This window comes from Citrobacter sp. R4, assembly GCF_026719175.1.
In the GTDB taxonomy this organism is placed as follows: Bacteria; Pseudomonadota; Gammaproteobacteria; order Enterobacterales; family Enterobacteriaceae; genus Citrobacter_A; species Citrobacter_A sedlakii.
Genome location: NZ_JAPPSU010000001.1, coordinates 381,379 through 395,499, shown reverse-complemented (window position 1 = coordinate 395,499; position 14,121 = coordinate 381,379). Strand labels below are relative to the sequence as shown.

Sequence of the window (14,121 nt, the reverse complement as noted above, 5' to 3'; positions counted from 1 at the left end):
AACCACACCCGAAGCGGGGTGTGGTCCAGAGGTGCGGGGAGCGTACTCCCCGCGACCTGCGGTGAAATTATTTGCAGTCGGTTGCTGCGCCTTCCTTCACCCATACATCGCTGTTTGCCGGGTTGTCGCCCATGGTCCACCACTTCGCACGGTACACAGACCCTTCATACGTTGTGGTATCGCCACCGTTGTAGACCACATCGGAACGCCAGTTGAATTTCACCTGGCTGACCAGTTCCCAGGCTTCCGCACCGAAGCCCGGCTGGTTACCCTGCGTCCAGTACTTCGCTTTCCATACCAGATGGTCGAAGCTCACGGTATCGCCGCCGTTGTAGATTTTGCTGGATTCCCATGCCGCGTATTTGCTGGCGTTAGCGTCAACCGGGTTGTCGCAGGAATCTGTTGCGCTACCTTCATCAGACGGCGTGTTGCCTTCATCAGACGGGGTAGTACCTTCGTCTGAAGGGGTGTTGCCTTCATCAGACGGATGGGTGTCTTCCTCTGCCGGAGTCGGTACCGCTTTCGGATTCACAGTCACCTGCACGTTAGACTGTACGCTGGTCTTACCGTCGGACACGATCACGCTCAGGGTGAAGGTGGAGGCGTTTGCCACGTCTGGCGCAGTGATACGCACGTTCGCCGTATCCGTACCGGTTGCGTTCATATCTGCCGGTACGCTCCAGCTGTAGGTCAGCGCATCGCCATCCGGGTCGGTTGCCTGCGCATGCAGAGACAGAGACTCGCCCGCGGTCACGCTCACGGCTTCCATGGCGTTGATTACCGGAGCCTGGTTGGCTTTCGGCGCTTTATTCACTACCTGGACATCCACCGCATTGCTCAGGCCTTTCGCATCAGTGACCGTCAGACGGAATGCCAGAGTTTGATCGAGGGTAACCGCTGGCAGGTTGATGCTGGCTTTAGCGCTGGTGCTGTTGGCAATCGCTACGGTGGCGCCGGAAATCTGCGTCCACTTGTAGGTCAGCGCGTCGCCGTCCTGATCGCGAGAAGCCGAACCGTCGAGCATCACGGTCGCCGGGCCAGTTACGCTCTGGTCAATCGCAGAAGCGACCGGCGCGTGGTTGGTGTTTACCGGCTCAACCGGCGTTGAGCTGCCGCCCATCAGACCTTCGTTCATGGCGTTCAGGATATCGCCGTTATCGGACTCGATAGACCACGCGAACAGACCGCCGAGGTTGTTGTTCAGGACATATTTGCCTTTCGCTTCAACGGAGCGGGCGTTGTCGTAGGTCACCAGCTCGCCGGTAGACTTGTTGAATACATACGGCGCTTCTGCAGCGGTATCGTATTTGTATTCCCAACCCGGTTTGCCCAGCATCTGGTTGACGATCTGACGGTAGTCAACAATGCCGCTTTCCCAGGTGCCTTTCACCGGACCGGTAGCCGTGCCGGTGAACGGGTTGTCGCCAGTGTAGCCGTGAACGCCGGTCCAGCCGCGTCCGTACATCGCCGCGCCAACGACGATCTTGCCAGGCTGTACGCCCTGCTCCAGCATCGCTTTCACTGCGTTATCGGTGGTGTAGTTGGTGTCCGGTTTCCATGACGCGCCATAAAGTGCGGTCTGGTGGCCGAGATCGGTGTTGCTCCACGCGCCGTAGAAGTCATAGCTCATCAGGAAGATATGATCGAGGTACTGCTGCGCCGTGTTGTAGTCAACGTCTTCAATCTTATCTTTGCCCGCGCCGATTGCGGTGGTCAGCTCGTAGGTACGGCCCGTTTCAGCCGACAGTTCGTTCAGCATCTGACGCAGATCGTGCATCAGCGCGGTGTACGTGGCCTTATCGGTCTGCGGATTGCCGAGTTTGGCGTTCTCACCGCCGCCGCCCGGGAATTCCCAGTCAATATCCACACCGTCGAACACTTTCCAGGTTTTCAGGAACTCTTTTACAGAGGCGACGAAGCGATCGCGCAGGACTTTATTGTCCATCTGGAAAAACGGATCGGACAGCGTCCACCCGCCGACGGACGGCAGAATTTTCAGGTCAGGATGCGCTTTTTTCATCGCCATCAGCTGACCGTAGTTACCTTTGTACGGGTCATCCCAGTTGCTTACGCCCTGCTGCGGTTTCTGCAGCGCCGCCCATGGATCGTGGATCGCCACGGTGTAATCCTGACGTCCCTGGCACGCGCGTTTCAGGGATTCCAGCGCACCAGACGATTTGGCGCTGTCGTTAATACCGTCGCCGCCGCACATTGGAATAAAGCCATACAGCAGGTGGTTGATGTTCGCCACCGGGATTTTATCGGCGGAGAAGTTGCGGTCATAGACGCCCCACTCCGGGAAGTAGGCGCCCACCACTTTGTCGGTATGCTGCGCGAAGGTTTTGTTATTTTCCAGCAGCGGGGTATTCAGCGGCAGCAGATGGCTACCGTCAGTATCCGCCACGATAATCAGCTTACTGGCGCTCTTGGTGCAACCGCTGTCGTTACACAATTCCACCTGTTCCTGATAGCGCCCGCCTTTTTTTACTTTAAAGGTCGCAGAGCCAGACGCGCTGCCAGCACCGGTCCAGACGGTTTTACCGTCCAGCAGTACTTTTGCGGAAGTCGGCGCATCGCCGCTCCACACGTTCCACTCCACTTTCACGTCAACGCCGTCGTTATGCACTTTAACGAGGTTGTTATAATCCTGAGCAGCCTGATCCACTTCCACGAGGGCAAATTTATCATTACCGCTGGAAATAGACGGCGTCCCTGGCGCCGCTGCAAATACAGAGCTTGTTGCCGCAGCGACAAACAACGCCAGATATTTTGGCTTCATAAATTTCATTATTAATTCCCGATAACTTTATTTGTGAATATGAAAATAACCATGCCTTCCTTAAAGCATGAACGACAATGAGAAGTACTAATAAATGAATAACGGTATGAACCAGGACGGCTCATTAAAGATTATTAATTATGGACATCCTCCCTATTTATTTGCAAACCATCCTTTTTTTTACCCTTGCATAATAATCCGGGAAACGCCCTTCGTCCTTTCATTCCCTCGGCGAAAATAGATGAAAAAATACTTGCAGCGGCACTTAGAATGTGAATTGCCAGGATTGAATAATAAAAATAATTACTCCCGCCAATGAAAGGGCGGGGCCAAAAGGAATTTGTCGGTCGTTGCCCGTGGATTTATATAACAACACATAGATAACGATGCCAGTGAGCGCGGCAAGCAGCAGAATGTACGGCAACGGTTGCCAGCCGCACCAGGCCCCCAGCGCGGCAAACAGTTTACCATCCCCCTGCCCCAGTCCCTCGCGCCCGGTCAACAGGCGACATCCCCAATACACCAGCCACAACGACAGATAACCGGCTATCGCGCCATAGAGGGCGTCGGTTAACGGTAGCGTATGAACACAGGCGTGGAACAACAACCCGGCCCACAACAGAGGCTGGGTTAAACAGTCCGGTAGCAGCAGATAACGGGCGTCGATGAAGGTGAGCGGCAACAGGCCGATCCACAAGATCCACAGCGCGATCAGCGCAGGCAACGAAGGCGCGAAGGCGGCGGTCAACGCAAAGAAGAGCGCGCTGAGGCATTCGACCATTAACAGACGAAGCGGGATAGCGACCCGGCAGTGGCTGCAGCGTCCCCGCAGACAGCACCAGCTCAACAGAGGAATATTTTCCCACCAGGCCAACACGTGTCCGCATGCCGGACAGTGCGAGGCGGGAAACAGCAAATTCCCTGCGTCTTCTTCCTCCAGCAGCATCGGCGGAAGGCGCTCGACCACCACGCCCAAAAAGCTGCCGATGATACTGCCGAACACGCCGCTCATAACGCAAAACCCCAGCGGATAGCCCTCTCTGAAGGCGGTCAGGGCATTCATGCGGCTTTTTTCCAGCTCAGTACCAGCGTCGCCTTGACGCTGCTGGCGCGGTCGACCGGCATTAACGCCATTTTTTCCAGACGCACGCCTGAGGAAAGATTCAGTTCACGCAGCCAGTTTTTCAGTTCAACAACGTTCACCTTCTCAACAACAAGTTCGAGAGACTGCTCATGCTGGCGAATATCCGTCAGCGGCAAATGGATCTCTTTCGCGCTCTCTTCGATCACCTGGCGCGGATTACTGGTTTTTAATACCTTCGCCTGCAAATGATTTTTATCGATCTCTTCGCGCATCCAGCGCAGAGTCTCTTTTTGCCGTAATAATGTCGATTCGCTGTTTTTAATCATAGTGTCCAGCGGGATGATGCCGCCGTAATAGACCGCGGCACAGCACAGCGCCGCGGCGCACAGCGTAAACAGGTTACGCTCGCGCGGACTGTAATTCTGGTAACGCGCTTTCAGTTGGGCAATACGCTCTTTCATTTATATTTCCCGGTGACTATCGCCGTAAAGGGCGCCTGGGTGGAGACGGGTTGCAGGGTAAAATCAAAACTGCCGCGGGCCTGGTTCACAAATGACTGGATCGCCTGCGGGTCCGGTGACGACAGGCTCAGGGTAAGCTGATTTTGCGCCTCGTTATATTCCAGTTGGCTTAATTCCACGGCGGGCACGTTTTTTTTAATTTGCGCCAGGGCGTCAAGTTGTAAAAAGACCCCTTTCGGCTGTTTTTTGAGATTCTGACCAAAATGATACTTAATGTTGGTCTGCTGGCGCAGGCTGGGGAAATAGTGTTGCGCCACCTGAACGATCTCTTCCTGCGCCTGGTTTTCCTGCTGCACCAGCATCCAGGCCATGGCGATCCGCGGGCCAATCATCAGCCCCACGGAAAGCGCCACGGCGGCGGCCAGCATCGCTTTCCCATGCCAGAAGCCGTGCGTGCCGGAGGCTAAAAAGGGACCGTGCAACATATTGGCGCGGCAGGTTTTCCACTGCGGCTGAATCAGCGTCAGAGGATGCTGCCACGCCCGCTGTTCAGTAATGACGACGCCGGACGGGACGTCGCCGTAGCAGCAAATGTCGCCATCGAGATCGCGGGTCAAAAACGGCATCAGGGCGGCATCTGCCTCACAGGCGCTAAACGGCGCGGCGCGCAGCCACCAGCTGTCGCCGCAGGAAACCAGGGTCGCGCCGCCTTCGCTGACGGGCAGTAAAATGGCATCCGGCAGAACCTGAATCACGTTCAGCCCCGCTTTTTCACAAAGCGAAAGCCAGAAGCGCAGACGTTCTGCGTCAATCGCCACCGCGTCCACCTCACGGCCTTTTTTGCGCAGTACCGTCCAGTGCAACGTGTCCACATCGCCAATCAGCGTTTCTTCCGCCAGCCACGAGAACGGCGCCGACTGGATGGAAAGCCCTTTTTTTGGCAGTGTAAACTGGCGAAAGACCAGTTCGCTGGCGGGCAACAGCAGGCAGACGCGCGTTGCCAGCGGACTGTCTGCCAGCGTGCTTAAGGCGGCGCGATTATCCAGAACGTTCACCTGCTGCTGGCCGGAAATACACCACGCAATTTTCCCGTCCTCATTCGCGTCGGGACGAATAAAAAGTACCTGTTTCATTGACTATGACTCTTCTTATTCCATTATTCGGTAGCGGCGTTGCCAGGTCGTAACCTTCCCGGCTTCCTTATCAACGTGCAGTTGGCTGACAACGCGCAGCGTTAAATCATCGGTATTCCCGGTGCTGTTAACCCGGAAATCGTTGCTGTTCACCGCGATAAATTCCTGAACCTGGGTCAGAACTTCTTTGCTCTGCGGGTAGTTTGTTTCTAATTCCTTGCTGAAAGCCTCGACCGACTCCCACCCCTCTTGCGGACGGGAAGCAAGCAAGCGCGACGCGTCATCTTCACTCAGTTTTCCGAGGAACAGCGCCGACAATAGCGTTGCCTGCTCAGGCTTAAGGGTGTTCACATCGACCGTGCCATCGGCGTCCGGCAGGGCGCACAGCAGGGTGCTGGCTTTGGGCCAGGCCGCTGGCGGAAACGCCGGCAGCTGTGTGATCTCACCGATAGTACGCATCATCTGGTTCGCAGGAAGCCGCTCCGGCAGCGCGCCGGCCCACGCATCGTTCTCCTGCCCCTCTTTCGCCGTGATACTGTCACCGTCGAGGTAATCCATCAGTTGTTGATACACCTCTTCTGCGGTCACAGTGCTGACACCACTGTCGGCCAGCAGTTGTTCAATAATTTGCTCTTTTACCGGTTTCGTCGGCAACGCGACGGCATCTGTGGCCGTCGCCGGTTTTTCTTCCGCCAGCAGGCTGTTGACATTGAAGCAGCGCCGGGCGTCCTCAATCTGGCTGACCACCGTGTAGTATTCCCCCTGGGTTTCCAGCGGCTCGCGCCATTCGCCCTCTGGTGAAAGCCCTTTGCTTTCACCGCTGGTGAGGGTTTGCAGACGATCTTTAATCACCTCATCCTGGCGTTGCATCGCCCAGCGCAACTGCTGCTGGCTCACCTGATATCGGGTTTTCTGCAAATTGCGACAGAACTGCTGGCTGATTTTTGCCGCCAGCGCGGACATCATGACCAACAGGATCAGCACCACCAGCAGCGCGACGCCGCGCTGTTTGTCTGTTTTCATTTTGCCTCTCCGGTCGGTACGGCGGCGGCAGGCGTCGCGGCCTCCGCTGCGGGCGAGGTTGGCGGCGACGCGACGTCCGCTGGCGCTTCCGGCTTTTTCGCTAACTGAATTTCCGGCATCTCCCCGGGGGTGAGAAACACCCAGCGCCAGGTTTCGCCGTTTGTCAGCGTCAGCGTCAGCTCCACGCCGTCTGGCTGGTGAGCGGCGTCCGTCCAGGCGTCCTGCCAATCCTGACGCCAGAAGCGCCAGCGCATCTCTTTCACGTCGTTTAAAATGGGCACCTCTTCCGGTTTGACGCTGGAAGGGCTGTCGATCGCCGGCCAGACGTCGCGCCACAGGCGGTGCTCCTCAAGCCGCCAGCGCACGCGCTCCAGCCGGACATCGCCGCTCAAGGCGCTCAGGGTACTGAGTTCAACGGCGTTCCCATCCTGTCGAAACACCTCCGGTTCATTGCGCGGCGCGCGCGCCTGAAGCTGGAAGAAATCGCGCTCCAGCAGGTTATAGGCGCGCTGTAGCTGGTTGAGCTTCGTCGCCGCGGTGTCCGTTGCCGTCGTGGTGCGCATCGCGCCGTCGAGTATTTGCCATGCCAGGATGCTGATCACCGCGAAAATGGTCAGGGCAATCATGATCTCCAGCAGGGTAAAGCCCTGCTGACGCGGGAGTCGCTTACTCATGGCGTGTCCTCCGGCGGAATGATGCTCAGGACGATCACCGGCTGGCTTTCGTCGCCTTCGGCATAAACCGCAATGTCGTTGGCAAACACCTTGTTGTCTTTTTTCACCCGCTGGATCTGCCAGGTCCAGGTGCGTCCGCCCATCGTTTCGTCGCCTTTTTCAGCAGCATCAGGAAACGGGCGCTTTTCCAGCTGCGCTTCGGCCAGTTGATTTTCCGCCACCCAACTGGCCTGCAGCGTGTCCGCCAGGCCGTGGGTAAAGCGCACGTTCAGCGAAACGGAATTCATAAGCGCCAGCGCCGCGGTGGAGAAAATAACTAACGCCACCATGACTTCCAGCAGCGTCATCCCCTGCTCTTTCATCCTACGTTTAGTCATTATTCTCTACCGACACCGGCGAGGCGCCCTGCGACACCACGCTAAAATGGTGCTGTTTATCGTCACTTTGCAGGGTCAGGCGAAAGCGGGACATCTCCCCGTCGGGTAAAAATATCACCTGCGGTTCGGACGTTACCGTCGCCGCCAGACGCTGTGGCGAAAGGGAGATATGCATCGTTTCCGGAAACTGGCCGTGAGTGTAAATACGCCCGGCGGTGAGCGGTTCCCAGCGCCGTTCGCCATTTTTTTCGGCCGGGGCGACAAGTTGATATTCCGATGGCGTTATGACCAGCCCGATAATAGTGCCGTCCATTACCGCGCGGTCGGAACCGTATTCAACGAGAGATTTCATTTGCTGGCCAAATATATCCGCACCACTGCGCGATGGAATCGTCGACACGACCATCATGGCGCAGCTGGCAAATATCACCAGCGCCAGAATAATTTCCAGCAATGTAAACCCACGCTGTTTTTTCATCACTTATCTTTGTTATCTAACGACCAGTTCGTAATATCATCGGCAGTGTTCGCTTCGGCATCCGGCCCCGGCGAAAAGATATCTACCGCGCCGTGCTCGCCCGGACTGACGAGAATATAATCATTGCCCCACGGATCCTGCGGCAGGCGACGAATATAACCGTCAGTACGATAGCCGTTCGGAATTGGCGCGATTTCCGGCTTCGTCACCAGTGCCTGCAGGCCCTGTTCGCTGGTGGGATAACGGTGGTTATCCAGCTTGTACATATCCAGCGATCCCTCCAGCGCCACAATGTCGCTGGTCGCCTTCTGGGTATCGGCTTTCTCTTTATTTCCCATCAGGTTTGGCACCACCATGCTTGCCAGAACGCCAAGGATGACGATCACCACCATTAATTCGAGCAAAGTAAACCCGGCCTGACGCGTCAGGTTTTTTCTTTTTACAGACATAATTAACCCACCATATTATTGAGCTGAAGAAGCGGCTGTAATATTGACAGCACGATAAATAAAACCACTGTCGCCATTGTCACCACCAGTGCCGGTTCAAATACCGACAGCGTTAATGTAATTCGATGTTGTAATGCAGATTCCTGGTTTTCCGCTGCCCGATCCATTAATCCGCCGAGTTCGCCGCTCTCTTCGCCGGAGGCGATCATGTACAACATGGTTGGCGGGAATAATTTCGCCTGTTCCAGCGCGTTATATAACGACGCGCCCTGGCGTACCGTGTCCGCCGCCTGTTCCAGCGCCTGCCGGGCATACAGGTTTTCAATCCCGTCCATCGCGATATACATCCCTTCCAGCAGCGGGACGCTGCTGGCCTGAAGGATGCTCAGCGTGCGGATGTAGCGGGCGCTGTTAATGGCGCAGACCAGTTTTTTCAGCGGCGAGCCGTTCACCAGCCAGCGGTGATAAACAAAGCGGTTGCTCTCTTTTTTAAGCCAGGCCTTAAAACCGACACCCCCGCCCACCAAGCCGCCGCCGATCACCATGCCGTAAGCCTGCAAAAAGTCGCTCACCGCGATCAGCGTGCGGGTGGTGATCGGCAATTGCTGTTTCATGTGGACAAACTGTTCGATCACCTGCGGCACTACCGCCACCAGCAGTATGGAGATGACCGCAATCGCCACCACCGTCAGGGTGATCGGATACACCATTGCCTGCGACAACTTGCTTTTCATTTTTTGTCGTTGTTCGTTGTACTCCGCCAGCTTTTCCAGCACATCACCCAGATGGCCGGTTTTTTCGCCCGCCATCACCAGGGTGCAGTAAAGCTTGTCAAAGGTGCGGGAATACTGGCTAAACGCGTCGAACAAGGTGTGCCCTTCCACCACCTTTTCGCGGATGTCAGTGACCATCGCCGCCAGCTTTTTGTCTTCCGTCTGCCTGGCAATCGCCTTCAACGCGCTTTCCAGCGGTAGCGCGGCGTTCACCAGCGTCGACAGTTGACGGGTAAACATCGACAGCACCGGCGTGGCGAGTTTCACCCCTTTTCGGGCGCTATTCCCGGCTGCCTGTTCGCGGGTAACGGCGATGGTCACCGGCATCAGCTTTTGCTCACGCAGGGTCTGGCGAACCTGTTTCGGTCCGTCGGCCTGCAGCGTGCCGCGCCGGGTTTTCCCGGCGGCGTCGGTGGCGGTCCAGGCATACCATGCCATTATTCGTCTCCTCCGCGCTCGGCGGTGACGCGCATCACCTCTTCCAGCGATGTGACGCCGGAAATCACCTTCAGCAGACCGTTCTCGCGCAGACTCCAGGCCTCTTTAAACATCTGCGTCTCGATGGACATTTCATCCTGGTCTTCGTGAATAGCGCGACGCATGGCGCTGTCGACCACCAGAAATTCATGGATCCCGGCGCGTCCCTGGTAACCGCTCTGGCGGCACTGCTCACAGCCCACTGCGCGATAAATCGCCTTCGGTGGTTTTTCCATAAACGTGAACAGCGCTTTTTCATTGTCTTCCAGCGGACTGCTTTGCCGGCAGTGGGGGCACAACCGGCGAACCAGACGCTGGGCAATGACGCCAAGAAGCGATGAACCAATTAAAAACGACTCCAGCCCCATATCGCGCAAACGGGTAATCGCCCCCGCCGCGCTGTTGGTGTGCAGCGTAGACATGACCAGATGACCGGTCAGCGACGCCTGCACCGCGATCTGCGCGGTTTCGCCGTCACGAATTTCCCCGATCATCACCACATCCGGATCCTGACGCAGGATTGCGCGCAGGCCGCGGGCAAAGGTCATGTCCACGCGCGGGTTGACCTGGGTCTGCCCCACCCCTTCCAGCTCGTATTCGATCGGGTCCTCGACGGTCAGAATGTTGCGTTCATGACCGTTGAGCGCCGACAAAATGGCGTACAACGTGGTGCTTTTACCGGACCCCGTCGGCCCGGTGACCAGGATAATGCCGTGCGGACGCGCGATCAGCCCTTTCAGCCTGACCAGTTCCTCCTCGATCAGCCCGAGTTTGTTGATATCCGGCTTAAGATTGCTTTTGTCCAGCAAACGCATCACCACGCGCTCGCCATACTGCGATGGAATGGTGGAAACACGCACATCCACCGCTTTACGCCCGATCCGCAAAGAGATACGGCCATCCTGCGGCAGACGTTTCTCGGCGATATCGAGCTTTGACATGACTTTGATACGTGACACCAGCAGCGGCGCCAGCTTGCGCGCGGGCTGTAACACCGGGCGCAGGACGCCGTCGACGCGAAACCGGATGCTCAATGTGCGTTCGAAGGTTTCGATATGGATATCCGACGCGCCGTCTTTCACCGCTTCGCCAAGAATGGCGTTGATCAGACGGATCACCGGTGAATTTTCGTCATTATCAAGCAGATCTTCGTTGTCCGGGATCTCCTCGGTGAGCGCCATCAGATCGATATCCGCGTCCATATCATCAACCAACTGCTGCGACACGCCGCTGTTCTGTTGCCAGATTTTCGCCAGCATTTCATCGAACGCCTCTGCCGTCACCACCGTTGGGGTGAAGGCATGGCCCAGCGCCCGCCGCATTTCCAGCAACGCAAACGCAGGCGCGTTTTCACGGATATACACTGTGTTGTTATGGATCAGCACGCCGTTATCTTTGGCGAAGCTGCTGCTGCATAACTGTTTGCTGAGTTCGTCCATGCCGCCTCCGCCTTATTCTTTAAACGGGTTGCGGGAGGTGGACGGCGTGGCGCGGGTTTTCACTGGCGCGGCGTCGGGAGTCGGAAACGCGGGTAAAACGGCGTTGTCGCCCGGCTCCAGAATACCCAGTTTTTTCTCTTCCATACGCTGCAGCTGACGGGCGCGAACCTGGTCGTATTTCTCTTTCGACGCCGCGCTGTAGTTGTCGTCGTCGCGCAACACGGTGGTATGGATAAACACCATCAGGTTACGCTTAGAGGTATCCTGGGAGGTATAGCGGAACAGCTGTCCAACCAGCGGAATGTCGCCCAGCAGCGGCACCTTCGAAACGTTCTGCTTGGTGACGTTCTCAATAAGGCCGCCCAGTACCACTGTTTGTCCGCTGTGCACCATCACTTCGTTATTGATAGTGCGGGTATTAAACGTTGGGCCTAACGAAGAATCCTCGGTAGAGCTGGCATCCACACTGGAGACTTCTTGCTCAATCTTCATGTGAATCATGTCGCCGTCGTTAATCTGCGGCAGGATCTTGAGTTTGGTACCGACGGTTTTACGCTCAACGGTGTTAAACACATTGTCGCCCGTGGTGGTCTGCGATCCCGACAGCACCGGCACGTCCTGTCCAACGTTAAATGACGCTTCTTTGTTATCCAGCGTCACCACGCTTGGCGTGGACAGAATGTCGTTTTTGCCGTTGGTGGACAGCGCGGTCATCAGCGCGCCAAAGTCGCCGTTGAAGAAGCCGGTCGCCATCCCGGTGAAGCTCACCCCTTTCATACTGCCGTCTTTAATTTGACTGATTGGCAGGCCGGTTGCGCCAAACTGTACCCCGCCGTGTTTCCCTGTCCACTGCACGCCGAGATCGGTTCCCGCGCCATCCTGCACTTCGGCGATGATCGCTTCCACCAGCACCTGCGGACGGCGGATGTCCAGCTTGTCGATCACTTTTTCCAGCGAGTTCATTACGTTAGGCTGGGCGGTAATCACCAGCGAGTTGGTAGACTCGTCGGCGGTAATGTTCAGTTCGTTATTGGCGGTGGCCGTTTTACTTTTCGTGGCCCCCGGCTTGTCCTTCAACTGCTCGCCAATGCCGGTGAGTACAGGCACCACCTTCGCGGCGTTAGCATATTTGAGATAAAAGACACGGGTATTGCCTTCGTTACTTTGCTCGCGATCCAACTGGGCGATCAGCGCGCGCGTACGCGTGCGCGCCTCTTCGCTGCCGCTGATCACCAGGCTGTTGGTTTCATCATCAGAGACCACTTTGGTAGCCAGCTGCGGCGCGTTCTGCCCTTTTTGTTCTTCGTTGTTGAGGTTATTCAACATGTCCGAAAGTTCTTTGGCGGAAGCATAGTGCAGCGGAACGATTTCGCGGCGCTGCACGCCGGAACGATCCACGCGCTGCACCAGATCCACCAGCCGGTTCACTACCGAAGCTTTACCGGTGAGCAGCAGCACGTTAGAGGGTTCGAAATGCACCACGTTGCCGATCCCGGTGGCGTCATTAAGCTGGCGAAGCAGCGGCGCCAGTTCGCGTACCGGCACGTTTTCCATACGCACCACGCGGGTAATTATTTCATCGCCTTTGCCCGGATTTTGGCTGTCGGCAATCGGCGCGCCTGCGGTTCTTGCCACCGCAGATCGCACCACTTTTATCATGCCGTTATCCATCGGAATAACGGAAAGGCCATACAGGTCCAGGACGCTAAGAAAGAACTGATAGTATTCTTCTTCCGTTAATACGTTATACGTACGGACCGATACATTTCCCTGTACGGAAGGATCGACAAGAATCGTTTTATTCAGATTACGACCTACCGTATCGATAAACTCGCGGATATCGGTGTTTTTAAAACTGGCGCTAAAATTCGCAGCAAATAGCGACCCGGAGTATAAAGCCAGGGTTGTCAGCGTCACACACGCCCAGGGAAATTTCTTCATGATCGTTCACTTGTTAATTATTTAAAACATTAACCTGAATATTTTCCAGGTGCGTATTCCGTTTCACCACTATTGCCGCCTGTTTCATCGTTGACCAGTTGGCGATAATACTTTTGGCCTGTGCGGCCTGAGTCATGTCAACAGAATTAACTCTTACAACCACATCGCCCTTTTTTAGCCCCATGTCGTGAAAAAAGGGCGAGGCGTCGCGGGGATTAATTTCGTAGCCTTCCAGCTGACCTTTTTCAATATGCGGTTTCAACACCAACCGATCGTTAAGATGCAGGCTTTCCGCGCCTGCGTCCGCGGTAGGTTTTGCCACCGGTCCGCTCTCTACGCCGCCTTTAAAGTAGTCCGGCTTTTTTAGCGCCAGTACTTGCGTAGTACCTTCGTAATTAACCACCACATTATCATTGTTAATTTCCTCAAGGTACGCATCATTAAAGCCCACCAGCGTTTCACCTTCGCGATAACTTTTTTGTCCTGCCGGTGTTTTGATAACGGCAAAAGAGAGCCATTTTTCATCGCTACTGACGATGCCCTCAATTTCTGCGGACAACGGGGTTTTTACTGCCACGGGAGAATTCGCTTGCCAGACGGCAGGCTGAAACAGGGCAAATTCCTTTTCTGTGTCACGCGTATTCCGCACTTTATTTTTGGCGGCATCTAACTTATTCGTAACTTTTCTATAATCTTTATAGACGACATACCCCTGATGCCCGCTAAATATTAGCAAGATAAACATCACGCAGGGTGCAATCAGTCTGGAATAAAGTTGCATCCTCATACTTCAACTGCCTTAAATAACACTGAATTTCGCAGCATCGGGCTGCGCCAATATGTGAAATGAATACTACTGAGAAGATTGAACAGCGACCATCTGCAATATCAGCAACTTTACAGGAAAAAATCGTTGACGCTTTTTTAGGTTGATGCTAACCCGAAAAAAATGAGGTTCATTTTCTCCTGTACAGAGTTTGCTCAGCCATCGCCCTTCCTTTATTTTTTCGCCAACGTTTTTGAAAGCCAAGTG

Annotated in this window: 13 protein-coding genes; all 13 read right to left on the bottom strand. The window is 55.6% G+C overall.

The annotated features are described in order from the left end of the window. Positions 1–67 precede the first annotated feature (67 nt). Complete coding sequence (locus tag OOJ60_RS01880; RefSeq protein ID WP_205611829.1) at positions 68–2,788, bottom strand: glycosyl hydrolase family 18 protein; 2,721 nt, start codon at positions 2,786–2,788, stop codon at positions 68–70. A gap of 256 nt (positions 2,789–3,044) precedes the next feature. Next, entirely contained in the window at positions 3,045–3,842 is a 798-nt protein-coding gene (locus OOJ60_RS01875; protein WP_205611828.1) for a prepilin peptidase, read from the bottom strand. Continuing rightward, positions 3,839–4,324, bottom strand: a complete 486-nt coding sequence (locus tag OOJ60_RS01870) for a type II secretion system protein M (protein WP_042284884.1) — start codon at positions 4,322–4,324, stop codon at positions 3,839–3,841. Before OOJ60_RS01870 ends, OOJ60_RS01875 begins: the two co-directional genes overlap by 4 nt. Then, on the bottom strand, positions 4,321–5,457 hold the full coding sequence (gene gspL, locus OOJ60_RS01865; RefSeq protein WP_205611827.1) for a type II secretion system protein GspL: 1,137 nt from the start codon (positions 5,455–5,457) through the stop codon (positions 4,321–4,323). Before gspL ends, OOJ60_RS01870 begins: the two co-directional genes overlap by 4 nt. Positions 5,458–5,472: 15 nt before the next feature. Then, positions 5,473–6,480, bottom strand: a complete 1,008-nt coding sequence (gene gspK, locus OOJ60_RS01860; protein WP_205611826.1) for a type II secretion system minor pseudopilin GspK — start codon at positions 6,478–6,480, stop codon at positions 5,473–5,475. Next, positions 6,477–7,154: a type II secretion system protein GspJ gene (locus OOJ60_RS01855; protein ID WP_042284891.1), complete on the bottom strand. Its 678-nt coding sequence runs from the start codon at positions 7,152–7,154 to the stop codon at positions 6,477–6,479. The genes gspK and OOJ60_RS01855 overlap by 4 nt, the downstream gene beginning before the upstream one ends. Beyond that, positions 7,151–7,531: a type II secretion system minor pseudopilin GspI gene (gene gspI / locus OOJ60_RS01850; RefSeq protein ID WP_042284893.1), complete on the bottom strand. Its 381-nt coding sequence runs from the start codon at positions 7,529–7,531 to the stop codon at positions 7,151–7,153. Before gspI ends, OOJ60_RS01855 begins: the two co-directional genes overlap by 4 nt. Continuing rightward, a complete protein-coding gene (gene gspH, locus OOJ60_RS01845) occupies positions 7,524–8,009 on the bottom strand; it encodes a type II secretion system minor pseudopilin GspH (protein ID WP_042284895.1) in 486 nt (161 codons plus the stop codon). The genes gspI and gspH overlap by 8 nt, the downstream gene beginning before the upstream one ends. Continuing rightward, entirely contained in the window at positions 8,009–8,458 is a 450-nt protein-coding gene (gene gspG / locus OOJ60_RS01840; protein WP_082636807.1) for a type II secretion system major pseudopilin GspG, read from the bottom strand. The genes gspH and gspG overlap by 1 nt, the downstream gene beginning before the upstream one ends. 2 nt (positions 8,459–8,460) lie before the next feature. Continuing rightward, positions 8,461–9,669: a type II secretion system inner membrane protein GspF gene (gspF, locus tag OOJ60_RS01835; RefSeq protein WP_205611825.1), complete on the bottom strand. Its 1,209-nt coding sequence runs from the start codon at positions 9,667–9,669 to the stop codon at positions 8,461–8,463. Then, complete coding sequence (gene gspE / locus OOJ60_RS01830; protein ID WP_060569872.1) at positions 9,669–11,147, bottom strand: type II secretion system ATPase GspE; 1,479 nt, start codon at positions 11,145–11,147, stop codon at positions 9,669–9,671. The genes gspF and gspE overlap by 1 nt, the downstream gene beginning before the upstream one ends. 12 nt (positions 11,148–11,159) lie before the next feature. Further along, positions 11,160–13,088 (bottom strand): type II secretion system secretin GspD, encoded by a 1,929-nt coding sequence (gspD, locus tag OOJ60_RS01825; RefSeq protein WP_042284908.1) that lies wholly within the window; start codon positions 13,086–13,088, stop codon positions 11,160–11,162. A 13-nt stretch (positions 13,089–13,101) separates the two neighbouring features. After that, on the bottom strand, positions 13,102–13,833 hold the full coding sequence (gene gspC, locus OOJ60_RS01820) for a type II secretion system protein GspC (protein WP_205612139.1): 732 nt from the start codon (positions 13,831–13,833) through the stop codon (positions 13,102–13,104). Positions 13,834–14,121: the final 288 nt, after the last annotated feature.